At 63.7% G+C, this 22,661-nt stretch carries 21 protein-coding genes and 3 tRNA genes; 15 read left to right on the top strand and 9 right to left on the bottom strand.

Annotation, left to right across the window (positions count from 1 at the left end; genetic code table 11):
* Nucleotides 1–49: 49 nt before the first annotated feature.
* From F464_RS0118025 to F464_RS28915, 3 genes are read left to right on the top strand one after another with little or no spacing between them, the layout of a single operon-like run.
* Nucleotides 50–2,362, top strand: coding sequence for a DNA translocase FtsK (locus F464_RS0118025; protein ID WP_026296118.1), 2,313 nt, complete (start codon nt 50–52; stop codon nt 2,360–2,362).
* Nucleotides 2,359–3,000, top strand: a complete 642-nt coding sequence (lolA, locus tag F464_RS0118030; RefSeq protein WP_040395453.1) for an outer membrane lipoprotein chaperone LolA — start codon at nt 2,359–2,361, stop codon at nt 2,998–3,000. The genes F464_RS0118025 and lolA overlap by 4 nt, the downstream gene beginning before the upstream one ends.
* Nucleotides 3,001–3,014: 14 nt before the next feature.
* On the top strand, nt 3,015–4,355 hold the full coding sequence (locus F464_RS28915) for a replication-associated recombination protein A (RefSeq protein ID WP_018991245.1): 1,341 nt from the start codon (nt 3,015–3,017) through the stop codon (nt 4,353–4,355).
* A 14-nt stretch (nt 4,356–4,369) separates the two neighbouring features.
* Here F464_RS28915 and F464_RS0118040 read toward each other — a convergent pair whose 3' ends face one another.
* Nucleotides 4,370–4,633: a hypothetical protein gene (locus F464_RS0118040; RefSeq protein ID WP_018991246.1), complete on the bottom strand. Its 264-nt coding sequence runs from the start codon at nt 4,631–4,633 to the stop codon at nt 4,370–4,372.
* Between the two features lie 265 nt (nt 4,634–4,898).
* Here F464_RS0118040 and serS point away from each other — a divergent pair, with 265 nt between their 5' ends.
* A complete protein-coding gene (gene serS, locus F464_RS0118045; protein WP_018991247.1) occupies nt 4,899–6,182 on the top strand; it encodes a serine--tRNA ligase in 1,284 nt (427 codons plus the stop codon).
* On the opposite strand, the gene mltF is transcribed toward serS, so the two are convergent.
* Entirely contained in the window at nt 6,179–7,606 is a 1,428-nt protein-coding gene (gene mltF / locus F464_RS0118050; RefSeq protein ID WP_018991248.1) for a membrane-bound lytic murein transglycosylase MltF, read from the bottom strand. The genes serS and mltF overlap by 4 nt on opposite strands.
* A gap of 150 nt (nt 7,607–7,756) precedes the next feature.
* Between mltF and F464_RS0118055 the strand changes: the two genes are divergently transcribed.
* From F464_RS0118055 to F464_RS0118070, 4 genes are all read left to right on the top strand, one after another.
* Nucleotides 7,757–8,122, top strand: coding sequence for a carboxymuconolactone decarboxylase family protein (locus F464_RS0118055; protein WP_018991249.1), 366 nt, complete (start codon nt 7,757–7,759; stop codon nt 8,120–8,122).
* Nucleotides 8,123–8,224: 102 nt separating this feature from the next.
* Nucleotides 8,225–8,314 (top strand) — tRNA-Ser (locus F464_RS0118060).
* Between the two features lie 38 nt (nt 8,315–8,352).
* A tRNA-Arg gene (locus F464_RS0118065) sits at nt 8,353–8,429 on the top strand.
* 124 nt (nt 8,430–8,553) lie between these two features.
* Nucleotides 8,554–8,630: transfer RNA gene (locus F464_RS0118070), tRNA-Arg, on the top strand.
* 97 nt (nt 8,631–8,727) lie between these two features.
* On the opposite strand, the gene F464_RS0118075 is transcribed toward F464_RS0118070, so the two are convergent.
* The 4 genes from F464_RS0118075 to F464_RS0118090 form a co-directional block, all read right to left on the bottom strand.
* Nucleotides 8,728–8,934 carry a hypothetical protein gene (locus tag F464_RS0118075; RefSeq protein WP_018991250.1) on the bottom strand — a complete coding sequence of 69 codons (207 nt, stop codon included), beginning with the start codon at nt 8,932–8,934 and terminating at the stop codon, nt 8,728–8,730.
* Between the two features lie 191 nt (nt 8,935–9,125).
* The gene (locus F464_RS0118080; protein ID WP_026296120.1) at nt 9,126–10,694 is read right to left on the bottom strand and encodes a SulP family inorganic anion transporter; all 1,569 of its coding nucleotides are present in this window, start codon (nt 10,692–10,694) and stop codon (nt 9,126–9,128) included.
* Between the two features lie 38 nt (nt 10,695–10,732).
* Entirely contained in the window at nt 10,733–11,446 is a 714-nt protein-coding gene (locus F464_RS28920) for a carbonic anhydrase (RefSeq protein ID WP_018991253.1), read from the bottom strand.
* A gap of 407 nt (nt 11,447–11,853) precedes the next feature.
* On the bottom strand, nt 11,854–13,074 hold the full coding sequence (locus F464_RS0118090) for a lytic murein transglycosylase (protein WP_018991254.1): 1,221 nt from the start codon (nt 13,072–13,074) through the stop codon (nt 11,854–11,856).
* Between the two features lie 314 nt (nt 13,075–13,388).
* On the opposite strand from F464_RS0118090, the gene F464_RS0118100 reads away from it, so the two are divergent.
* Complete coding sequence (locus tag F464_RS0118100; protein ID WP_018991256.1) at nt 13,389–14,834, top strand: mannose-1-phosphate guanylyltransferase/mannose-6-phosphate isomerase; 1,446 nt, start codon at nt 13,389–13,391, stop codon at nt 14,832–14,834.
* 55 nt (nt 14,835–14,889) lie between these two features.
* On the opposite strand, the gene F464_RS0118105 is transcribed toward F464_RS0118100, so the two are convergent.
* Nucleotides 14,890–15,687 (bottom strand): outer membrane protein assembly factor BamD, encoded by a 798-nt coding sequence (locus F464_RS0118105; RefSeq protein WP_040395458.1) that lies wholly within the window; start codon nt 15,685–15,687, stop codon nt 14,890–14,892.
* Between the two features lie 13 nt (nt 15,688–15,700).
* Here F464_RS0118105 and rluD point away from each other — a divergent pair, with 13 nt between their 5' ends.
* Together rluD and pgeF are read left to right on the top strand one after the other, a co-directional pair.
* A complete protein-coding gene (gene rluD, locus F464_RS0118110; protein WP_018991258.1) occupies nt 15,701–16,663 on the top strand; it encodes a 23S rRNA pseudouridine(1911/1915/1917) synthase RluD in 963 nt (320 codons plus the stop codon).
* Nucleotides 16,660–17,403, top strand: coding sequence for a peptidoglycan editing factor PgeF (gene pgeF / locus F464_RS0118115; protein ID WP_018991259.1), 744 nt, complete (start codon nt 16,660–16,662; stop codon nt 17,401–17,403). Before rluD ends, pgeF begins: the two co-directional genes overlap by 4 nt.
* A gap of 16 nt (nt 17,404–17,419) precedes the next feature.
* Here the strand turns inward: pgeF and F464_RS0118120 are convergent, their stop codons facing one another.
* Nucleotides 17,420–17,644: a hypothetical protein gene (locus F464_RS0118120; protein ID WP_018991260.1), complete on the bottom strand. Its 225-nt coding sequence runs from the start codon at nt 17,642–17,644 to the stop codon at nt 17,420–17,422.
* Between the two features lie 119 nt (nt 17,645–17,763).
* Here F464_RS0118120 and phaC point away from each other — a divergent pair, with 119 nt between their 5' ends.
* From phaC to phaR, 4 genes are all read left to right on the top strand, one after another.
* Nucleotides 17,764–19,506, top strand: a complete 1,743-nt coding sequence (phaC, locus tag F464_RS0118125; RefSeq protein ID WP_018991261.1) for a class I poly(R)-hydroxyalkanoic acid synthase — start codon at nt 17,764–17,766, stop codon at nt 19,504–19,506.
* Nucleotides 19,507–19,617: 111 nt separating this feature from the next.
* Complete coding sequence (gene phbB / locus F464_RS0118130) at nt 19,618–20,358, top strand: acetoacetyl-CoA reductase (protein ID WP_026296122.1); 741 nt, start codon at nt 19,618–19,620, stop codon at nt 20,356–20,358.
* A 214-nt stretch (nt 20,359–20,572) separates the two neighbouring features.
* Nucleotides 20,573–21,313, top strand: a complete 741-nt coding sequence (gene phbB, locus F464_RS0118135) for a beta-ketoacyl-ACP reductase (protein ID WP_026296123.1) — start codon at nt 20,573–20,575, stop codon at nt 21,311–21,313.
* Between the two features lie 126 nt (nt 21,314–21,439).
* Nucleotides 21,440–22,069: a polyhydroxyalkanoate synthesis repressor PhaR gene (gene phaR / locus F464_RS0118140; RefSeq protein ID WP_018991264.1), complete on the top strand. Its 630-nt coding sequence runs from the start codon at nt 21,440–21,442 to the stop codon at nt 22,067–22,069.
* Nucleotides 22,070–22,265: 196 nt separating this feature from the next.
* Here the strand turns inward: phaR and F464_RS0118145 are convergent, their stop codons facing one another.
* Nucleotides 22,266–22,637 (bottom strand): hypothetical protein, encoded by a 372-nt coding sequence (locus F464_RS0118145; RefSeq protein ID WP_018991265.1) that lies wholly within the window; start codon nt 22,635–22,637, stop codon nt 22,266–22,268.
* Nucleotides 22,638–22,661 lie beyond the last annotated feature (24 nt).

The raw sequence follows: 22,661 nt of genomic DNA on the forward strand, positions 1-22,661 counted from the left end.
GCATATAATCGCGAATTGTCGATTCTCCAGGGCCTTGGGTCCCGCGCCGATGTCGTCCCGTCAGTCTTCCCGTTTCCAGCCGCTGCCGGAGCGGATTTCCCTCTTGCTGCAGGAAGCGCGCTGGCTGATTCTCGGCGTGATGTCCTTGTATGTCGGACTGGTCCTGCTCGGCTACAGCAAGTCCGACCCCGGCTGGTCGCACGCCGCCGAAGTCGCGCGCGTCAGCAACCCCGGCGGGCGTTTCGGCGCCTGGCTGGCCGACCTGCTCTACTACCTGTTCGGTCTGTCCGCGTGGTGGTGGGTCGTGTTCCTCGCCTATGCCCTCGTGTGGGGATTCCGGCGTCTGCGCCATGACGTCCAGCTCGATCGCCGCTCCTTCTTCTTCGTTCTGACCGGGTTCTTCGTGGTGCTGCTGTCGAGCAGCGCCTTGGAGGCACTGCGTTTCTACTCGCACGGTGCCAGCGTGCCCTTGGGGCCGGGCGGTCTCGTGGGCGTCGAACTGGGTCAGCTGGTGCAGCGTTACCTCGGCTTCACCGGCGGCACGCTGTTGCTCCTGGCGCTATTCGCGTCCGGGCTGAGCCTGTTCTCCGGCATATCCTGGCTTTCGGCGATCGAGCGGGTCGGCCTTTCGCTCGAGCGGGCGTGGCTGGGTGCGCAGACCGCGTGGCAGGGATGGCAGGACCGCAAGGCCGGACAGCAGGTCGCTCAGAAACGCGAGGCGGTTGTCGAGACGAAGCGCCGCAAGACGGTGGTGGCGCCCGCTCCGCAGCTGCGCATCGAGCCTGCGGTCGCCGAAGTGCCGAAGTCGGAACGTGTCGAGAAGGAGCTCCGGCAGGAGCGGCAGCAGTCGCTGTTTACCGATCTGCCCGTGGCGGCCGGGGCGATACCGCCACTGAGTCTGCTCGACCAGCCCTCGGGCGAAATCGAGCCGCCCGCGGCCGAGTTGCTGGAATTCACCTCACGCCTCATCGAAACCAAGCTCGGCGAATTCGGTGTCGAGGTCAAGGTGCTGGCGGCCTATCCCGGGCCGGTCGTGACGCGCTACGAGATCGAGCCGGCGACCGGGGTGAAGGGTAGCCAGGTCGTGAACCTTGCGAAGGATCTCGCGCGTGCGCTGTCGCTCGTGTCGATCCGCGTCGTCGAGACGGTGCCTGGCAAGTCCTGCATGGCACTCGAGCTGCCGAATGTGAAGCGCCAGACCGTGCGTCTGTCCGAGATCCTCGGCTCCAAGGCCTATCACGACATGCATTCGTCGCTGACGGTGGCGCTCGGCAAGGACATCGGCGGCCAGCCGGCGGTCGCGGACCTGGGCAAGATGCCGCACCTGCTGGTTGCCGGTACGACCGGTTCCGGCAAGTCGGTCGGTATCAACGCGATGATCCTGTCGCTGCTGTACAAGGCGGGGCCCGAGAAGGTCCGCCTGATCATGGTCGACCCGAAGATGCTGGAGCTGTCGATCTACGAGGGCATCCCGCATCTGCTCGCGCCGGTCGTCACGGACATGAAGCACGCCGCCAACGCGCTCAACTGGTGCGTGGTGGAGATGGACAAGCGCTACAAGCTGATGGCGGCAGTCGGCGTGCGCAACCTGGCCGGGTTCAACAAGGCCGTCATCGAAGCGGAGAAGGCCGAAAAACCGCTGACCAACCCGTTCGCGATCAACCCGGACAATCCCGAGCCGCTCGAGCAGTTGCCGCACATCGTCGTGATCGTCGACGAGTTGGCGGACATGATGATGGTGGTCGGCAAGAAGGTCGAGGAGCTGATCGCACGGCTCGCCCAGAAGGCGCGCGCGGCCGGCATCCACCTGATCCTCGCGACGCAGCGCCCGTCGGTCGACGTCATCACCGGCCTGATCAAGGCCAACGTGCCGACGCGCATTGCCTTCCAGGTGTCGAGCAAGATCGATTCGCGCACCATCCTCGACCAGATGGGGGCGGAAACGCTGCTGGGCATGGGCGACATGCTCTACCTGGCCCCGGGTACGGGCCTGCCCGTGCGCGTGCACGGTGCCTTCGTCGCCGACGAGGAGGTGCACAAGGTCGTCGACTACCTCAAGCGCAGCGGCCCGCCCGACTACGTCGAAGGCATCCTGTCCGCGCCCGAGGACGATCTCGATGCGGCGCTCGGCGGCAGCGGAGGCGGCGAGGGGGATGGCGAGGCCGATCCTCTGTACGACCAGGCGGTGGAGGTGGTCATCAAGACGCGGCGTCCGTCGATTTCGCTGGTGCAGCGCCATTTGCGCATCGGCTACAACCGTGCGGCCCGTCTGATCGAGCAGATGGAGCGCGCCGGGCTCGTGTCGGCGATGGGAGCGAACGGCAATCGCGAAGTGATCGTGCCGGCCAAGGAGGGCGAGTGAGTCTTACCGGAGTTGTATTCAGGACAGGGCTGCGCCTTGGCGCCGCGTTGGCGCTGGTGTGCGCGACGGGCGTCGCTTCGGCTGGCGGAATTGCGCAGCTGCGGCAGTTTGTCGATACCGCGCGCAGCGCGCAGGGTGAGTTCGAGCAGACCGTGTTCGCGGCGTCGGGGCGCAAGCCGCAGCGCGCGAGCGGCAGTTTCATATTCGCGCGTCCGGGCAAGTTTCGCTGGACGTACGACAAGCCGTATGCACAGGTGCTCGTCAGCGACGGCGACAAGCTGTGGTCCTGGGACCGCGACCTGAATCAGGTCACGGTCAAGCGCCTCGGCGACGCACTGGGCAGCACGCCGGCAGCGATCCTTTCCGGGGACGACGCGATCGAGCGCAATTTCGAGCTCGCCGAGGCGGGAGCGTCGGAAGGGCTGGAATGGGTGCACGCGAAGCCGAGACAGGCCGACAGCAGCTTCGAGTCGATGCGCATGGGCTTTGCAGGCGGTACCCTGAAGCGCATGGAGCTCAAGGACAACTTCGGACAGACGACGCTTATCGAGTTCCGCTCGCTGGTGGCCGGCGCACGCCCCGATCCCGCACAGTTCCGTTTCGTGCCGCCGCCCGGGGCCGACGTGATAGGCGACTGAGACCGGGGCCGGCGATGGCTGATCTCTTCGATTCGGTGGAACCGCAGCGTGTGCCGCTGGCAGAGCGGATGAGGCCGAAGCGGCTCGACGATATTGCCGGCCAGCGCCATCTCGTGGGCCCGGGGAAGCCCCTGCGGCTCGCCTTCGAATCCGGCAAGCCACATTCGATGATCCTGTGGGGGCCACCCGGCGTCGGCAAGACCACGCTCGCGCGGCTGATGGCGCAGGCCTTCGATGCCGATTTCGTCGCCCTGTCGGCGGTGTTCTCGGGCGTCAAGGATATCCGCGAGGCTGTCAGCCAGGCGCAGGCCGCCAAGGCGCGAGGACGCCACACGATCCTCTTCGTCGATGAGGTGCATCGCTTCAACAAGGCGCAGCAGGATGCCTTCCTGCCCTTTGTCGAACAGGGGTTGGTCACCTTCATCGGCGCGACGACGGAAAATCCCTCCTTCGAGGTCAATTCCGCCCTGCTTTCGCGCGCGGCGGTGTATGTGCTGGAGCCGCTCGACAATGATGCGATGGGCGGATTATTCGAGCGCGGAAGGGCGACGGCATGCCCGCAACTCATCTTCGACGAGACGGCGCGCGAACGCATGATCGGTTTCGCCGATGGTGATGCGCGGCGGCTGATGAACCTGATCGAGCAGGTCCAGGTTGCCGCCGAGACGGCGGGCGTGAATCCGGTCACCCCGGAATTCGTCGACGACGCCCTGTCGAGCAAGCTCAGGCGCTTCGACAAGGGAGGCGAAGCCTTCTACGATCAGATTTCGGCCCTGCACAAGTCGGTGCGCGGTTCCAACCCGGATGCCGCCCTGTACTGGCTGTGCCGGATGCTGGATGGCGGCGCGGATGCGCTATACCTCGGCCGCCGGCTTGTGCGCATGGCTGTCGAGGACATCGGCCTGGCTGATCCGCGCGCGCTCGAAATCGCGCTGAACGCCTGCACGACCTACGAGCGGCTGGGCTCGCCCGAAGGCGAACTGGCGCTCGCGCAGGCAACCATCTTCCTTGCCTGCGCGGCGAAGTCGAACGCCGTCTACAAGGCCTACAACGCTGCGCGGCAGCACGTGGCGAACGACGTGTCGCGCCCGGTGCCGTTGCATCTGCGCAATGCGCCGACGAGGCTGATGAAGGAGTTGGGCTACGGCAAGACCTATCGCTATGCCCACGACGAGCCGGAAGCCTACGCTGCGGGCGAAACCTACCTCCCCGACGGGCTGGCGCCGCCGGGCTGGTATCGGCCTACGTCTTACGGCATGGAAGCGCGCATCACAGCCAAGCTCGAACATCTGCGCGAACTCGATGCGGCTGTGACGCCGGAACCCAGGTCCGGCGAGCGCGGCAGGAAGGAATAAGGCGGTCCGGGGGCTCAGTGGGGTAGGGGATGGTCGGCCATGAAACGGGCCTGGACGTTCTTGGCGCGTTCGGCCTGTGCGATGTCGCCGCGCTCGGTGGCCCGGTCGATCAGGTCCTGCATATAGCCTGTGAGTACGAGCACGCCTTCGGTCGTCTGGACCATGCCGCAGACGATCTGTGCGGCGGCTCCATCGGGAATTCCTTCATGTTCGGCAATCAGCGCAACTTCGTCGTCGGTCAAATCGCAATAATCAAGGCAGTCACGGATCGACAGCATGCGTATCTCCTCAAATGTGGCGTGCGCCGTCTGTGCGGCGCTTCCTTCGGATATTTACTATAAGCCACGAGGCGCCGAATTCAAGGAATTGTTTGCTCAAAATGTGTCGATAAATGATTGATTTGAATAATATAATTGTGCGTTGCGGCATTGCGGCAATTTTGCCCTAAAATGTCATGAGACAGAACGAGTTGGCGACGGATTACGAAGTGCCGTCGCAGTATTGATCGCCTATTCATTGATTTGAAAGACTTTCGGAAAAACCATGCTTGACATCCAACTGCTACGCAATCAGATCGACGTCGTAACCAGCGCGCTGGCCGCGCGCGGCATGAGTTTCGACTCCGCGGAGTTCGTGTCGCTCGAGAACGAGCGCAAGAATCTGCAAACCCGTACGCAGGAACTTCAGGCGCAGCGCAATTCGCTTTCGAAGCAGATCGGCATCCTGAAGGGCAAGGGCGAGGACGCCGCGGCCGTGATGGCCCAGGTGGCCGGCATCGGCGACGAACTCAAGACCAACGAACAGGCGCTGTCCGTGCTGCTCGCGCGCATCGAGGCGCTGGTTGCCGGCTTGCCGAACCTGCCGCACGTGAGCGTGCCGGTCGGCAAGGACGAGGCAGCGAACGTCGAGGTGAGCCGCTGGGGGTCTCCGCGCGAATTCGACTTCAAGGTCAGCGATCACGTCGACGTCGGGGGCGGTCTGGGCGGCCTGGACTTCGAGACAGCGGTCAAGATCACCGGCTCGCGCTTCGCGCTCATGCGTGGGGGAGTGGCCCGTATGCATCGCGCGCTGGCGCAGATGATGCTCGATGTGCATACGCGCGAACACGGCTACACCGAAGTGTACGTGCCCTACCTAGTCAACGCGGACAGCATGTTCGGAACCGGCCAGCTGCCGAAATTCGAGGCGGACCTGTTTGCCGTGCCGTGGGACGACGGGCGCTTCTACCTGATTCCGACAGCCGAGGTGCCGGTCACCAACATCGTGCGTGGCGAACTGCTCCCCTGCGACGCCTTGCCGCTCAAATTCGTCAGCCACACGCCCTGCTTCCGGTCCGAGGCGGGTAGCTACGGGCGCGACACGCGCGGCATGATCCGCCAGCACCAGTTCGACAAGGTCGAGCTGGTGCGGATCGAGCATCCGGACAATTCCTGGGCGGCCCTCGAGGAGATGACCGGCCACGCGGAGGCCATCCTGCGCAAGCTCGAGCTGCCCTATCGCAAGATCGTGCTGTGCACGGGCGACATGGGTTTCTCGTCGGCCAAGACCTACGACCTCGAGGTGTGGCTGCCCGCGCAGAACACCTATCGCGAAATTTCGTCGTGCTCCTGCTTCGAGGCCTTCCAGGCGCGCCGCATGCAGGCGCGGTTCAAGAATGCGCAGGGCAAGAACGAGCTCGTGCACACACTCAACGGCTCCGGTCTTGCGGTCGGCCGGACCTTGGTGGCCGTGCTGGAAAACTATCAGCAGGCCGACGGTTCGGTTGTCGTGCCGAAGGCGCTGGTGCCCTACATGGGCGGTATCGAGGTGCTCGAACCGCGCGGCTAACCGTCGCTTGGGTGCGGCGTTTTCGCGGTCGCCCCGAGCTTCAGTCCTGTCGGCTGAAGGGGCGGGATATAGGCGTGTTCGAGGCGCAGCAGGATGTCGTGATAGTTGCGGATGTTCTCCGCCATGATCACGGCCTCGCCGCCCCGGGCCGCGCCCGCCTTCAGGCGGCTGGCGTATTCGGGCCTCGACATCAGGGGCAGCACCGCCTTCATGTCCAGCCAGCTGGCGTTGTTCTTGCCCATCCGTTGGGCGATCGTCCGGGCGCCGTTCATGTGCCCCATCCCGAGGTTGTAGGCGGCCGCCGCCATCCACGAACGGTCCGGCTCGGGCACGTCGTCCGGGAGCTGCTCCCTGAGCATGGCGAAATAGCGGGCGCCTCCGAGAATGCTCTCGCGCGGGTCGAGACGGTCGTGCACGCCCAGGCGGTCCGCTGTTTCTGACGTCAGCATCATCATTCCCCTCACGCCTGACCACGAGGTCGCGAGCGGATCCCAGTGCGACTCCTGATAGGCGAGGGCGGCGAGAAAGCGCCAGTCTACGCCCGTCCGCGCCTGCGCTTCCTGAAAATGCGGGCGGTAGTGCGGAAGGCGGGCCTGGATGCGGGCAAGGAAGGCCGTGACCGCGGAGTCGTCGAGCCGGCGTATGTGGCCGAAGTAGCGGTCGGACAGGCGTGCGAGGGTGTCGTTGGTGCGCGTGCCGGCGAGGAAGTCTTCGATCTCGGTCGCCAGGCCGCCTTTCGCATCCGGGGGGAGCGCCCATCCGACCGTGGAACCTACGGGCAGGTCGAAGACGACTGCCAGGTTCGGAGACGTCTGCGCGGCCAGCGCAAAATGAACCCGGTCCGTGGCGACGAGGTCCAGATGGCCCGCGGCCAGTTCGTCGAGCAGGCGCGCGTCGGCAGCGTTCGCCGGGAAATGGAGGTTCATGCCCGGAACCCGCTTGCGGACCTGGTTCAGGTGGTCGGCCGCGAGCGAACCATGCCGCACCGACACCGTGCGTCCCGCCAATGCCTTTTCGTCGATGAATTCCGGGTTTTCGGCGCGTCCGACGACGACGTAATCGATCTCGCGTAGCGGGCTGGTCCACGTGAGCGGCAACCTGTCGTTGCGGCCGACTCCCGCTGCGGCGAGATGGACCTGCCCCCGGATGACAGCCTCCAGTGCTCTCGTGGCGTCGGGAAAGAGGATAAAGCGGACCGGAATGCCGAGATGTTCGCCCAGCTTTTGCAGCAGGTCATGATCGAAGCCGGATGCCTTTCCGTCGCCATTGTTGCGATAGGAGGCCGGATCGATCCGGGTCGCAACGCGTAGTTCGCCAGCGCTCCGATAGTCGGCGACCTGATGGAGATCGGCGAGCTTCGGTGTTGCGCCCGGCTCGCAGCCGACGACGAAGAGAGCAGCGACGATGATCAGAAAAGTGCGCAAGCAGTCGTACCGTTGAACATAACCGCATGATTCTGAGTGAGTCCGGAGGATTGGGCAATGCCGGGCGAATTCCGCCGTCCTGCGGCGGATGCTTCCCGGGCGTGTGCGATCTTGATGCGTTAGAAAACACTTAAATGCATGGGGAGCATCATGGCCGGAAAGTCCTTCGTTCAGATCACGCGCGATGTGTCCAAGGCTCTTTACACCTTGCGTGCCGAAACCCCCGAGGCAATGAACGGATTCAGCCAGCTTGCACGCGGCGCCTTGCGCGACGGGGCGCTTCCTGCGCTGCACAAGGAACTGATTGCGTTGGCGATCGGCGTCTCTTCACGCTGCGATGCCTGCATAGGCTTTAACGTGAAGACCCTGATCGGCCTCGGGGTGGCCCGCGGCCAGCTGATGGAGGCCCGTGCCATCTGTACGTACATGGGCGGCGGTCCGACCCTGATGTATGCGGCGGAGGCGGTTCGGGCATACGAGGAGTTTCAGGAAGTCGGCGCGAAGGTGCCGGCCTGATGCCATTGGGCGCGCGCATAAAAAATTTTTTGTGTTGTTGTTGCCGCGCGGAATTTTCTGCGTATAATTCGGCCTCCCGCAAGGCTAGCCCATGTGGGAGTCGGAGAGGTGGCAGAGTGGTCGAATGTACCTGACTCGAAATCAGGCGTAGGTGCGAGCCTACCGTGGGTTCGAATCCCACCCTCTCCGCCAGCTGTTGCCAGGTCCCGAACGGGACTGTGTCAGCAAATGCGCCCGTAGCTCAGTTGGATAGAGTACCTGGCTACGAACCAGGGGGTCGAGGGTTCGAATCCTGCCGGGCGCGCCAGTCTTGATTGAAATGGGCATCTTCGGGTGCCCTTTTCGTTTATGGATGGGGAATTTGGCACGCAGGAATGCGGAGCGTGCGGACTTGACCGATTCAAAAAGCAGGCTATAATGCTGCTTCTTTAGCGCCCGTAGCTCAGTTGGATAGAGTACCTGGCTACGAACCAGGGGGTCGTGGGTTCGAATCCTGCCGGGCGCGCCACGGTTATAAGCAAAAAGGCCAGTCGAAAGACTGGCCTTTTTGCTTTCCGTGCGCCCGATTCGAACTTGCGAGCTTCCCGGGGCCTTCCCGCGCACCGTTACATTGCCTGGAACAGGTAGGCAAACACGACCAAGCCCATTACGAACCAGAAAACGAGAAAAGCCGGCCAGCGAACCTTGTTGAACCACGTGTCGTCGAGTCGCCGTTTCGGTGCTGCTTCCGGATCGGCCGCGTGTGTTCGACGGTCCTCGGTGGAAAGCTCCGGCGGTGTGCCAGGGCCGGGATAGTAGTTGATGGCTGACATGATGGACCCCTCCTCCCGAACGTCTATTCGTTCATGTCGGGCCGCGTCCGGTAGCGACCCACTTCCAGTATAGACACGCTTATCGAGCGCATCCGAGTAGAGCGGTTCGTGCAGGCCGGGGAAACGAAAAGGGGGACGCAAGCTGCGTCCCCCGTGCAGGCGGCATACGGGCCGATCGGTCGGATGTCCGGTCAGCCGGCGGCAGTCTGGATGCGCTGGAACACCTCCGGCAGATTCACGACGCGGTTGCCGACCAATTCGATGCGCGGGAGGGCAACCCCGGCACGGTGCAGCTTGTCGGAATTGCTGCGTTCTGCGACCCACACCTGCACCTGCGGATGGCGGTTGAGCAGCTCGGCGAGCATCAGCGCGCCGGTGGCGTCGAGGTAGGACATCTCGCACAGGTCCAGCGTCCGCACCTTTCCGTCCGCGAGACGTGCGGCGATTTCGCCTGCCACGCTCGAACTCGTCAGGAAGCTGATCCCCTGATTGACCGAGAGTACCGCCTGTCCGCGCAGGTCGCGCACGTCGACTCGATGGTCGCCCAGCATGCCGCGCAAGGCGAGGACGAGCATCAGGGCGATACCCACCGGAACCGAGACCGTCAGGTCGATGGTGACGGTCAAGAGCACCGTCAGCACCGTGAGCATGCCCTCGCGCCGGTCGATTCTCGCGATGGTGCGGATTTCATGCACTTCGATGAGGCGGTGCGCGGTGAGCAGCAGCACCGCGGCAAGCGAGGCCATGGGCAGCAGGCTGATGGCGCCGTAGAGCAGGGCAACGAAGGCAGCGAGGAACACAGCGTGCAGGATTGCGGCCGTCTTTTCCGTCCCGCCGCTCATGACATTGGTGCTGCCGCGCACGATCACGCCCGATGTCGGCAGTCCGCCGATGAAGGGGACGACGAGATTCGCCAGACCGAGGCCGAACAGTTCGCGGTCCGGGTTGTGACGGGTGTTCGTCATCGCGTCCAGCGCCTTGGACGAGAGTAGCGATTCGACGGCGATCAGGATGCCGAGCGTGAATGCGGCAGGGACGATTTTGTCCAGATGGGTTGTCAGTGTTGCGAGGAAATCCGGCGAAACACCGACGCTGGCGACGGAAATCTCGTATAGCGCGCCGATGGTGCGTACGGGGTGAGCGGCGCTGGCCAGCGCCAGGGACAGGAGGGTGCCGGTGAGTAGTGCGACCAGGGGTGCTGGCAGCCATTTCGCCAGGCGCGTCCGGCCCCACAGCAGCGCAGCGGCGACCGTGGTGATCATGACCACCAGCTCCCACGGGTTACCGTCGCGCAGGTGAGTGGCCGTGTAGGCGAGTTTTTCGATGATGTCGTGTCCCTTGGCCTCGATTCCGAGTCCGGCCGGAATCTGGCCGAGCAGGATCAGGACCCCGATGCCGGTGGTGAATCCGACGATGACCGAGTGCGGCATCAGTTCCATTGCCTTGCCGAGGCGAAGGAGGCCGATGGCGATGACGACCAGCCCGGCGAGGAATGTCGCCGCGAGGAGGACTTGCGGGCCGTGTTCGGCGATCAACCCGTAGATGATGGTGATGAAGGCCGCTGCAGGGCCGGAAACCTGGAAGCGGGAGCTGCCGAACAGGCCGGCGATCAAGCCGCCTGCGACCCCCGAAACGATGCCGGCCATGGGGTTTGCTCCCGATGCGATCGCGAAGGCGATGCATAGCGGGAGAGCGACGACCGCAACGATGAAACCGGCAAAAATGTTGTTGGGGCTGAATCCCGATATGAGTGTTTTCAAGCTGACCTCCTGAATCAGTGGGCGCGTGACGCGATGGCTCACGACGCCGCAAGCAGGGCCGTGGTACGCGGTCGGGCCGGAAGACTGCGGCGGACAACCGGTGCGAAGGCAAGTTGCTCGGGGTCGTATGCTTCGACGACTCCTCGCTCGATGACGTAATACCAGCCGTGGAGAGCCAGGCTGCCGTCGGCGACGCGACGGGCCACTGCCGGGTACGTCATCAGGTTTGCAAGATGCTGGACGACCATGGCCTGTTCGGTCGCGCGCATCATGTGCTCGCGCTCCACCCGGCCGCCGAACCGCGGCCGGGCGGAGGGGGCGCCATGAGCCCGCTGTGCCAGTACGAGATCGCGCACCCGGCTTCCCTGTGCGAGCCATTTGCGGGTGAGCGCCAGTTCGTCGGGATGTTCGGTCTGGTACAGGGCGGCGCATGCGCCGCAGTGCGAGTGGCCGCAGACGACGATTTCCGATACTCCAAGGACGGATACCGCGTACTCGATGCCGGCGCCGGTGGAGCTGCATTCCTGTCCCGGACGGTGCGCGGGAACCATGTTGCCGACATTACGCATCACGAACAGGTCGCCCGGGTCCGACTGGGTGAGTGCATGCGGGATGATGCGGGAGTCAGCGCAGGTTATGAACAGCGTGTCGGGGTTTTGCCCTTCGCGCACGAGTTCGACGAACTTCGACCGGTTCTTCCGGAAGTAGCTGCGATGGAACCGTGCGACGCCTTTGACGAGGGAATCGACCATGTTGAAGCTCCTGTGAAGACGGGGAACGGCACTTGCCGCCGGTCCCTACCGCAGTTTCCATGCCAACGAATTAAAAACCCTTTCCGATCAAGGTCTTTAGCGCGCAGGGGAAGGCGCTGTACGGACGTGGTGCTGCAGCGCGCCAAAAAACTGTCGGTTCCTGACGACTTCATTCGTGTCTATTTTGCAGGCTATTGATTTGCTGAGAGAATTCGTGTCGCCGGAGAGCGACGGCCTCCCCGGGGTGTCCGCGCCCGAACCGATGACCGTCGTACCGTTCCGCAGCGAAGCGTTCGGCGATCGTGGGCGGTAACCGTCAGCGGCGCAGGATCTTCCTGCACCTTATCCCAGGCGCGGGGCGCATTGCTCCAGGGGTGCGGAGATCAGGGTCCGAAACCCGGTCGCCCTCAGCTGCCCCCGCCCTGCGCTTCTCCGGCGAGCCGGCGCAGTACGCGCAGCATGTAGCGGCCGGCCCGGCCGTCCGGCTCCAGTCCGTTCATCTTCTGGACATCCTGGATGGCTTCTCGGCTGGTCTTCCCGATTATCCCGTCGATCTCCCCGACCGGATAACCCAGGCGTGTCAGCAGGGCCTGCACCTCGCGGCGTTCGGTCCGTGAGAGGCCGGGATCGTCCGTCGGCCATGGTTTGACGAAAGCTCCACCGCCGCGCAGCCGATCGGACAGGTGGGCAATCGCAAGCGCATAGGTTTCGGCGGTGTTGTACGAATAGAGCGCCTCGAAGTTCCGTTGCACGAGGAAGATGGGCCCGCCCTCGCCCGCGGGCAGCAGGATGGCCGCTGCGGTGGTCGAGGGCTCGAGCGGAAGACCGTCGATACGCCGGACGCCCAGTCGCCCCCATTCCGCGATCGAGCGCTTGTTGTGCCTGCCCGCGAGTGCGAAGTCGAATCCGGCCGGCAGTGTCACCTCATGCCCCCACGGTTGTCCGCTGACCCAGCCGGCCTGGGCGAGGAAATTCGCCGTCGAGGCGAGAGCGTCGGGAATGCTGTCGATGAGATCGCGCCGGCCGTCGCCGTCGAAGTCCACCGCCACCCGTGCGAAGGTTGAAGGCATGAACTGCGTGTGCCCGAAGGCGCCCGCCCACGAGCCGGTCAGCCGCGCTGCGTCGACATCGCCGCTCTCGATGATTTTCAGGGTTGCGAAGAATTCGCTGCGGAAAAAACTCTGCCGTCGACCGAAGCAGGACAAGGTGGAGAGCGAGGCCAGCAGCGGGCGTTTGCCGAAGTTGCGGCCGAAGTTGCTCTCGATGCCCCATACAGCCACGATCGTTGCCCGGTCGATGCCGTATCGCGTCTCGACCTCCTGCAGTGTCGTGGCCCACTGTGCCATCATCGCCTGGCCATCGGCGATGCGTTCGTCGTCAACGAGTCCTGACAAATAGTCCCAGATCGGCGTGCGGAACTCGGGTTGGTAATCGAGTTGGTCAAGGACAGAACGGTCGGGTTCGAGCGCCCGTGTGAGTGCATCGAAGGTTTCCGTCCTGATGCCACGCGTCTGTGCTTCCGCGCGCAACTCGCCGATGCAGCGTTCGAAGGATGCATCGGCTGCTGCGGGCAGCGACAACAGGGTGGTCAAAAGGGCGCTGCAGGCAACGGCGGGCTTCAGGATCATCGCGAATGGACTTTGGGTCGCAGATTTTCGAGTAAATGGTACTCCCGATGCGACTGGTGCGGAGGCGGGAATGCGCTGAGCGGACCGTTGCGTCAGCCTTCAACGCGATGAGCGATTGTCGCGGGCGGTCGTGATCGCTGCCGGCGAAGCGACGTGCATGCGTGTGCCGCAGAATTTGCTTACGTTCACGGTGGTGCGTCCCGGGCGGGATCCGGCGTTCTTGACGTATCCTTCGGACGCGCCGGGCGGGAGCCGGACCATGAGTGCTCCGCCTTTCCCCGATTCGCACCCCTGAATGTCGACGGTAGATCAGCATGCACCTTCACCCCGTAATCCTTTCCGGCGGTTCCGGCACACGGCTATGGCCGCTCTCCCGCGAGCAATATCCCAAGCAGCTGCTGGCGCTGATCGGCGACGACACCATGCTCCAGCAGACCGCGACCCGGCTCGATGGTTTTGCCGGAAGCCTTCCCGTTGCAGCCGAGCCCATCGTTGTGTGTAACGAAGAGTACCGTTTCATCACGGCCGAGCAGCTGCGTGCGACAGGACGTCCGGCGTACCGCATCCTGCTCGAGCCCATCGGCCGCAATACCGCTCCGGCGCTGACACTCGCTGCCCTTACGGTGGCGCGCGAAAACGGTGACGGGGTGCTTCTGGTCATGCCTGCCGATCACGTCGTCCGCGAGCCTGAAGCATTCCATCGTGCCGTCGCGATCGGGCTCGAGGCGGCGCAGGGCGGCGCAATGGTCACGTTTGGCATCGTCCCGGAACGCGCGGAAACCGGTTACGGCTACATCCGTTCCGGCAGCGAATGCGGTCCGGGTGTGCGCGAGGTCGCAGCCTTCGTCGAGAAGCCGGACGCGGACACCGCGGCGGAGTACGTCGCAAGCGGGGCCTACCTCTGGAACAGTGGCCTGTTCATGGTGCACGCCAGCGTATGGCTCGACGCGATCGGCCACTTCAACCCGGCGATGCTGAGCGCGTGCGAGGCCAGCCTGGACGGCGCGGTTCGCGACATCGACTTCATACGGATAGGGCGGGACGCTTTCGAGGCCTGCCCATCCGACTCGATCGACTACGCGGTGATGGAGAAGCTTGCCGGTGCGCCCGAACTGGGTATCGCACCGTGCGTCGTGCCGATGTCGGTCGGCTGGTCCGACGTCGGCGCCTGGGATGCGCTGTGGTCTCTTGCGGAGAAGGACTGCGCCGGCAATGCGGCGCGCGGCGACGTCGTATTCGAGGGCACCACCGACAGCCTCGTCCATGCCACCAGCCGCATGGTCGCATGTGTTGGGTTGGACGGGCTCGTCGTCGTCGAAACGCCCGACGTCGTGATGGTCGCGCACAGGGACCGCACGCAGGACGTCAAGAAGGTCGTCTCGCGCCTAAAGGCGGACAAGCGTAGCCAGGTTTACGCACATCGCAAGATCCACCGGCCGTGGGGTTGTTACGATTCGGTCGACGATGGACAGCGCTTCCAGGTCAAGCACATCGAAGTGAAACCGGGTGCCGCGCTCAGCCTGCAGATGCACCATCACCGTGCCGAGCACTGGATCGTCGTGCGTGGCACCGCGAAGGTCACGCGGGGCGACGAAACCTTCCTGCTCACCGAAAACCAGTCGACCTACATCCCGCTGGGGGTAACACACCGTCTCGAGAACCCGGGAAAGATGATGCTCGAGATGATCGAGGTCCAGTCCGGGAGCTATCTCGGCGAAGACGACATCGTGCGCTTCGAGGATACCTACGGTCGCAAGTGACAGGGGCACTTGGCGGACGGACCTGGCGTCCGTCCGGACGGCGGGGCGGCTCCTATTACCAGAGCTGCCACCACGGACGGCCGTCCTTCGGACCGCCCGCGTAATACACGCTGTTGGGGAAGTTCTTGCGCATCACGCGTTCCGCGTCGTCGCGCAGGTCGCTCATGCCCAGTGCATCGTAGCTCTTGACCAGAACGAACAGCGCCTCTTCGGTCGCCGGGGCATTCGGGTAGGTCTTGATCGTCGCCTGCGCCCGGTTGATGGCCGCCACGTAGGCGCCGCGCTTGTAGTAGTAGCGCGCGACATGCACTTCATGCTGGGCGAGCGAATTCACCAGGTACTGCATGCGCTGCCGTGAATCTTCAGCGTAGCGGCTGCTCGGGAAGCGGTTTACCAGCTGGCCGAAGGTGTCGAAGGACTCCTGTGCGGCCTTCGGGTCACGCTCGGACAGGTCCTGGTTCGACAGTCCGGCGAGCAGCCCGAGATCCTCGTTGAAGGTCGCCAGGCCCTTCAGGTAGTACATGTAATCCGCATTCGGATGGTTGGGGTGCAGCTTGATGAAGCGATCCGCCGCCGCGATGGCCAGTGCCGGCTCATACGACTTGTAGTGGGCGTAGGCGACCTCGATTTGCGCCTGCTGTGCATAACGCCCATAGGGGAAGCGTGCCTCGAGCTTTTCGAAGAGCTTGATGGCCTGTTCGTAGGAACCCTCGGCCATGTAGTTCTTCGCTTCAGAGTACAGCTTCTGGGCATTCCAGCCCGCCGTCTCGTCGATCTGTTCCGGCAACAGGCCGCATCCGCCGAGCAGCAATGCACCGATAACCGCTAAACTTCCAAGGGTGAACCTGGCCATCGAAAAAACTCGCGTGAATGAACTGGACGATTATAGCCCACTGGACGAGGCTGCTTCGCACCACAGGCTGACGATACCGGGCGACTGTGCCGGCCTGCGCCTCGATCAAGCACTCGCGCGCCTGTTTCCCGAGCACTCGCGCAGTCGCCTGCAAGGCTGGCTCAAGTCCGGTCGCGTCAGCCTCAACGGCGGCCTTCATGATGCGAAGTTCAAGGTCTGGGGCGGCGAAGTCCTCGAAGTCGACGCGGCGCCGACCCCCGAAGAGGTCGCCGAGGCCCCCGAGGATATCCCGCTGAACGTCGCCTACGAGGATGCCTACATCCTCGTCATCGACAAGCCGGCCGGTCTCGTCGTGCATCCAGGCAGCGGCAACTGGAGCGGGACGCTTCTCAATGCGCTGCTGCACCACGCGCCGGAACTTGCCAACATACCGCGCGCCGGCATCGTACATCGCCTCGACAAGGACACCAGCGGCCTGATGGTCGTCGCCCGGACCCTCGAGGCGCAGACCGATCTCGTGCGCCAGCTGCAGGCGCGCACCGTCAGGCGTCACTATCTCGCGCTTGTGCATGGCATGGTGACCGGGCCCGGCGTCGTCGATGCATCGATCGGCCGGCACCCGTCCCAGCGCACGAAGATGGCCGTGCATTCGGCCGGGCGTGTGGCCGTCACACGCTATTCCGTGCGTGAACATTTCGCACGCGCGACACTCGTCGAATGCCGGCTCGAGACCGGGCGCACACACCAGATCCGCGTACACATGGCGCACATCGGCCATCCGCTGGTCGGCGACGCGACCTACGGCCGCCGGCGCAGCGGCAGCCCGATTCTCGATGATTTCCCGCGCCAGGCCCTGCATGCCTTCCGCCTGGGTCTTGTTCACCCCGCGAGCGGCGAGGAGATGGCGTGGGAGTCGCCCTTGCCCGAAGACTTCGACAGCCTGCTTGCAATCATCCGCGCGGAGACGCCCGCATGAGTCCAGACTGGTTCGAACCCGACTGGCCCGCTCCCGAGCGCGTGCGCGCGCTGGTCACGACGCGACACGGCGGAGTCAGCGATGGGCCTTGGGCGAGCATGAATCTGGGTGCCCATGTTGGTGATTCGCCGATCGCGGTCGCCCGCAACAGGGCCATCCTGCGTGCCGTCGTGCCGGCGGAGCCATGCTGGCTGAACCAGGTTCACGGCACGGACGTGTGGGATGCCGCAAGCGCGGGCGCTGAGGGCGTTGTGCCGCGTGCCGACGCTGCGGTCGCGCGCAAGGCCGGCGCAGTATGCGCCGTGATGACCGCGGACTGCCTGCCGGTGCTGTTCTGCGATGACGACGGCTCGGTCGTGGCCGCCGCTCACGCCGGGTGGCGGGGGTTGGCGTCCGGCATTCTCGATGCGACGGTCGCACGCATGGATGTGGCGCCCGCGCGCATCATGGCGTGGATGGGGCCCGCCATCGGACCGGATGCCTTCGAAGTCGGTAGCGAGGTCAGGGAGCGCTTCGTTGCTGCCGACAAGGACGCCGCGCGTGCGTTCCTCCCCGCAGAATCCGCCGGCAAGTGGTATGCGGACCTGTTCGAACTGGCGCGCCAGCGCCTGCGTGCGATCGGGGTAGAGCGGGTGTACGGCGGCGACGTGTGCACATACTCCGACCCCTTGCGCTGGTTTTCCTACCGTCGCGACGGCGTGACGGGACGGCTGGCTTCGCTCGTATGGCTCTCCGATTGAAGGCCGGCCTTTCCCGCTATTGATCGATATTCGAATCGGTTCTATCGTTCGACGGTGCCTCGTTTGCGTCTTCGCGGCGGGCTGCGGCGCGGCGGCGTGCCGGTGTTCCGGCAAGCCAGAGGAAGAGGGCCAGTGGGCCGAGCCCCCAGAACACGAAGGTGAGCACGCCGCCAATGACCGTCGTGTCCGAGATCGCCGCGATCAGCACGACGTACAACCAGGCGATTGCAATAATGTACATGGCGCCGATTCTACCTGCGGCACTGCGGGTGTGGCGCCGGGGACCGCATGCGGTCCAGGGAGAATCAAGATGACCAGTGAAATCCGCATGCGTCCGAACCTGCGCCTCAGGAGGGGCTGATGTCCGAATCCGACAACAACCAGGGCAACCCCGCAATCGAGGGAATGCTGCAGTTCGGCCAGGCAATGGCGCAGAACTTCTTTCAGGCCATCGCGCGCCAGCATGCGGTCATGCAGGACAGCAGCGGCGAGGCGGCGTCAGGCGTCACGATGCCCGAAACCGACGCGTTTACCCGTCTGCAGCAGGATTTCGCCGCGCGCCACGTTGCGCTGTGGTCGTCGATGCTGCAACTGAAGCCGGGCGAGAAAGCCGCGCCCGTCATTTCCCCCGGGCCGGGAGACCGGCGGTTTTCGGCGCCGGAATGGAACGATAGCCCGGTCTTCGACTACATCCGCCAGGCCTACCTGCTGAACGCCAGCTTCCTCAGCCAGGTTTCCGACGAACTGCCGATGGCCGACGGCCGTGCCAAGTCGCGTCTGCAGTTCCTGACGCGGCAATACATCGATGCGCTCGCGCCGTCCAATTTCGCCGCGACGAATCCCGAATTCATCAAGACGGCCCTCGACACCGAAGGCGAGAGCATCACGCGCGGGATCAAGAACCTGATCGCCGATCTCGAAAAGGGACGCGTGTCGATGACCGACGATGGCGCCTTCGAGGTCGGACGCAACATCGCCGTGTCGCCGGGAGCGGTCATCTACGAAAACGAGCTGATGCAGCTCATCCAGTACGCGCCGCTCACCGACAAGGTCGCACAGGTGCCGCTGCTGATCGTGCCGCCCTGCATCAACAAGTTCTACATCCTCGATCTGCAGCCCGACAACTCGCTCGTGCGATTTGCCGTGGAGCAGGGATTCACGGTCTTCCTCGTATCGTGGAAGAATCCCAAGGCGGCCGAGTCCGCGGCGACCTGGGACGACTACCTCGAGAAGGGGCCGCTCAAGGCGCTGGAGGTCGTGCGCACCGTCACGCGCGTGAAGAAACCGAACGTGCTCGGCTTCTGCGTTGGTGGCACGATATTGACGTCGGCACTCGGTATCGCGCGTGCGCGTGGCGAAGATCCCGTGGCGAGCCTTACTCTAATGACGACGCTGCTCGATTTCGCGGACGCGGGCGAGCTCGGCTGCCTGGTCGACGAGGCAAGCGTGGCCGCACGCGAGGCTGCGATCGGCAAAGGGGGGCTGCTGCCCGGGCAAGAGCTGGCAAACGTCTTTTCGGCGCTGCGTGCCAACGACCTCATCTGGCAATACGTCGTCGGCAACTATCTGAAGGGCAACAAGCCGCAGGCGTTCGACCTGCTGTACTGGAATTCCGACAGCACGAATCTGCCGGGGCCGTTCCTGACCTGGTATTTGCGTAACATGTATCTGGAAAATAACCTGCGTATGCCGGGCAAGCTCAAAATGCTCGGCGTGAAGGTTGATCTGGGCAAAGTCGACGTGCCGGCATATCTGCTCGCGACGCGTGAGGATCACATCGTTCCGTGGAAGGGCGCCTACCTTTCGCGCGGCCTGTTGGGTGGGGAAACCACCTTCGTGCTCGGTGCGAGCGGCCACATCGCCGGAGCGATCAATGCGGCGTCGAAGAATCGCCGCAGCTACTGGGTGAATGCCTCAAACGCGGCCGACCCGGAGGAATGGCTCGACGGGGCGGTCGAGCAGAAGGGCAGCTGGTGGCTGAACTGGATCGAATGGCTCAGGCCATACGGAGGCAAGCAGGTTGCGGCGCGCAACCGGCTGGGCAATGCGAAGTACGCGCCGGTTGAGCCCGCGCCCGGTCGTTACGTCAAGGAAAAGGCCTGACGGATAAGCGGCCCGGGAACAAGAATTACCCAGCGGCAGCGGACACGGGGGGCGCTGCCGGAAGTGTCTGGAAACCCTTCGTGGATCGATCAACGGGAGAGGAGTAAGTTTATGGCAAGAGTTGCACTAGTGACCGGTGGCATGGGTGGCCTGGGCGAGGCGGTCTGCATCAAGCTCGCCGCGCTGGGCTACAGGGTCGTGACGACGCATTCCCCGGGCAACACCAAGGCCGCTGAATGGCTGCAGACCATGAACAACATGGGCTACGGCTTCAGGGCCTATCCCTGCGACGTGTCGGATTTCGATTCGTGCAAGACCTGCGTCGAAACCGTCGCCCGGGAAGTGGGGCCTGTGGATGTGCTGGTGAATAACGCCGGGATCACCCGCGACATGACCTTCAAGAAGATGACCAAGGCCGACTGGGATGCCGTCGTCTCCACCAACCTCGACAGCGTGTTCAACATGACCAAGCAGGTCATGGACGGCATGGTCGAGCGCAAGTGGGGGCGCGTCATCAACGTTTCGTCGGTGAATGGCCAGAAAGGTGCATTCGGCCAGACCAACTACTCCGCTGCGAAGGCGGGGATGCATGGCTTCACCAAGGCGCTGGCGCTCGAAGTTGCGCGTAGTGGAGTAACCGTCAACACCATCTCGCCGGGATACATCGGTACCAAAATGGTGACGGCAATCCCGCAGGAAATCCTTGAATCCAAGATCCTGCCGCAGATTCCGGTGTCACGGTTGGGCAAGCCCGAGGAAATCGCCGGCCTGGTGGCCTACCTCGCGTCCGAGGAGGCTGCATTCGTGACCGGTGCCAACATCTCCATCAACGGCGGTCAGCACATGTTCTGACCGGGACCGTATCCGGTTCTCGAACGGCGCGTTTCCGAAAGGAGCGCGCCGTTTTATTTTCCTTTTGCAGTGCAGCAAACTCCTTCAAAAATCCCTATAATTTACCCGCTTTGCGGTAATGCACTGCCGCACGGTTGTCAGAGGAGGTGCACTGCGGACGCTTGTCGCGCGGCCGGACGCGCCTCCCATCACCAATCTGCAAGAGGATTGCACCATGACTCAAAAAGTCGCACTCGTTACCGGCGCCATGGGCGGTTTGGGCACCGCGATCTGTCAGGCCCTGTCCAGGGACGGCCTGAAGGTCGTCGCCAACTGTCTGCCGGGTTTCCCGCAGAAGGATGAGTGGCTTGCCAAGCAGAAGGAACTCGGTTTCGAGTTCATTCCTGCCGAAGGTGACGTGTCCGATTACGAATCCTGCAAGGCAATGGTCGCCAAGATCGAAGCTGAAGTCGGCGCGATCGAGGTTCTGGTGAACAACGCCGGCATCACCCGCGACAAGTTCTTCCCCAAGATGGAGAAGGGGCAGTGGGATGCGGTGATCAACACCAACCTCAACAGCCTGTTCAACGTCACCCATCACGTCTCGCCCAAGATGGCCGAGCGCGGCTGGGGGCGCATCATCAATATCTCTTCGGTGAATGGCGTCAAGGGTCAGGCGGGGCAGACCAACTACTCCACGGCCAAGGCCGGCGTGCTGGGCTTCACCAAGGCCTTGGCCGCCGAGTTGGCGACCAAGGGTGTGACCGTCAATGCCATCGCCCCGGGCTACATCGGCACCGAAATGGTCATGGCGATCCGCGATGACATCCGCCAGGGCATCATCGATACCGTCCCGATGAAGCGTCTCGGCAAGCCGGAGGAAATCGGCGCCCTGTGCTCTTATCTCGCGTCCGAGCTGGCCGGCTATGTGACGGGTGCCACTATCAACATCAACGGTGGCCTGCACATGTGCTGATGCAGTATTCCGCGTAGGCGGATCGCTGCGAGACCCCGCCGAACGGCGGGGTTTTTATTTCTGCACCGCGGTATAATTTTGTTGAACGTGGAGAGCGGAATTCACCGCCGACGAGGAGAGGCATTGATGGCTGAGCAGGCACGTCTTATCAAGAAGTATCCCAACCGCCGTCTGTACGACACCCGGACCAGTTCCTACATCACGCTGGCTGATGTGAAGGAACTCGTACTGGGGCGGGAGGAATTTCAGGTTGTCGATGCCAAGACCGGCGAGGATCTCACGCGCAGCATCCTCCTCCAGATCATCCTCGAGGAAGAGGCGGGCGGAGCCCCCATGTTCACCAGCGACCTGCTCGCGCACATGATCCGTTTCTACGGAAATGCGACGCAGGGGATGATGGGCAAGTACCTCGAGAACAACATCAAGGCCTTCACCGAAATGCAGGCCAAGCTGCAGGAGCAGACGCAGGCGATCTACGGCGAGAACAGCCCGATCAGCCAGGATCTGTGGGCCCAGTTCCTCAATTTCCAGGGGCCCGCGCTGCAGAGTGTGATGGGCACCTACGTCGATCAGAGCAAGAAGATGTTCTCGCAGATGCAGGAACAGATCGAGAACCAGACGCGCAGTATCTTCACCGGCTTCCCCTTCCCGAACTACGCCCCGGCTGCCAAGGATGAGCAGGCCGCCCCCCAGGCTGCGAAGGAAGCAAAGCCCGAAGCACCTGCGGCGAAGAGCGGCCGTTCGAGCCAGAAATAACATTTCGGCCGGGGCCATCCCGGATTCCGGCCAACACCCCCCCCTCAGAGCATGACCCAGCACAAGACCCCAGGCGTACCGCGAGTCGGTTTCGTCTCCCTCGGCTGCCTGAGTGATACGCCATATAAACCATAGTGCAGGACATGAAAAAGCCCCGGCTCGCGGGGCTTTTTGCTTTGGCTATGCTGATTAATCGCTATGCGGCTCGCTTCCGCGCTCCGTCGATCACCTCTTTCATCAGCGCGTAGGTCTTTGGTGCGCTCCTCGACTTCGTCCAGTTTAGGCCAATCTCGTCCATCTGCATCGCCTCGATTTCGTCCCACCGCGCCACAAGCGCAGCCCACGTCTTCGATAGCTTGGCCATTTTCGGCAGGCGTTCGCGCAGCCCCGGAGCCGTCGCGAGCAGCTTCAGGCAGCGGTCCATGTCGTCCGGGTCGTGCGGGTGGTTGCCGAACGTGCCGCCTCTGGTTCGCTTGCCGAAGGCAAGCCACATCGCCATGCACTTGCTGCTGGTTCCAGTCTCGCCGGTATTCAGCCAGTCGAGTACCGCGTCTTGTGTTGCATCCATCGTCTTCTCCTTTCGCTTTTGGCG

The sequence above is a fragment of the Aromatoleum toluclasticum ATCC 700605 genome (genome assembly GCF_000378245.1).
GTDB lineage: Bacteria > Pseudomonadota > Gammaproteobacteria > Burkholderiales > Rhodocyclaceae > Aromatoleum > Aromatoleum toluclasticum.

Excerpts from the sequence above, each read along its gene's own strand:
- F464_RS0118025 (WP_026296118.1), top strand. The coding sequence starts at position 50 with ATGTCGTCCCGTCAGTCTTCCCGTTTCCAGCCGCTGCCGGAGCGGATT.
- F464_RS28915 (WP_018991245.1), top strand. The coding sequence starts at position 3,015 with ATGGCTGATCTCTTCGATTCGGTGGAACCGCAGCGTGTGCCGCTGGCA.
- F464_RS0118040 (WP_018991246.1), bottom strand. The coding sequence starts at position 4,633 with ATGCTGTCGATCCGTGACTGCCTTGATTATTGCGATTTGACCGACGAC.
- serS (WP_018991247.1), top strand. The coding sequence starts at position 4,899 with ATGCTTGACATCCAACTGCTACGCAATCAGATCGACGTCGTAACCAGC.
- F464_RS0118055 (WP_018991249.1), top strand. The coding sequence starts at position 7,757 with ATGGCCGGAAAGTCCTTCGTTCAGATCACGCGCGATGTGTCCAAGGCT.
- F464_RS0118075 (WP_018991250.1), bottom strand. The coding sequence starts at position 8,934 with ATGTCAGCCATCAACTACTATCCCGGCCCTGGCACACCGCCGGAGCTT.
- F464_RS28920 (WP_018991253.1), bottom strand. The coding sequence starts at position 11,446 with ATGGTCGATTCCCTCGTCAAAGGCGTCGCACGGTTCCATCGCAGCTAC.
- F464_RS0118090 (WP_018991254.1), bottom strand. The coding sequence starts at position 13,074 with ATGATCCTGAAGCCCGCCGTTGCCTGCAGCGCCCTTTTGACCACCCTG.
- F464_RS0118100 (WP_018991256.1), top strand. The coding sequence starts at position 13,389 with ATGCACCTTCACCCCGTAATCCTTTCCGGCGGTTCCGGCACACGGCTA.
- F464_RS0118105 (WP_040395458.1), bottom strand. The coding sequence starts at position 15,687 with ATGGCCAGGTTCACCCTTGGAAGTTTAGCGGTTATCGGTGCATTGCTG.
- pgeF (WP_018991259.1), top strand. The coding sequence starts at position 16,660 with ATGAGTCCAGACTGGTTCGAACCCGACTGGCCCGCTCCCGAGCGCGTG.
- F464_RS0118120 (WP_018991260.1), bottom strand. The coding sequence starts at position 17,644 with ATGTACATTATTGCAATCGCCTGGTTGTACGTCGTGCTGATCGCGGCG.
- phaC (WP_018991261.1), top strand. The coding sequence starts at position 17,764 with ATGTCCGAATCCGACAACAACCAGGGCAACCCCGCAATCGAGGGAATG.
- phbB (WP_026296122.1), top strand. The coding sequence starts at position 19,618 with ATGGCAAGAGTTGCACTAGTGACCGGTGGCATGGGTGGCCTGGGCGAG.
- phbB (WP_026296123.1), top strand. The coding sequence starts at position 20,573 with ATGACTCAAAAAGTCGCACTCGTTACCGGCGCCATGGGCGGTTTGGGC.
- phaR (WP_018991264.1), top strand. The coding sequence starts at position 21,440 with ATGGCTGAGCAGGCACGTCTTATCAAGAAGTATCCCAACCGCCGTCTG.
- F464_RS0118145 (WP_018991265.1), bottom strand. The coding sequence starts at position 22,637 with ATGGATGCAACACAAGACGCGGTACTCGACTGGCTGAATACCGGCGAG.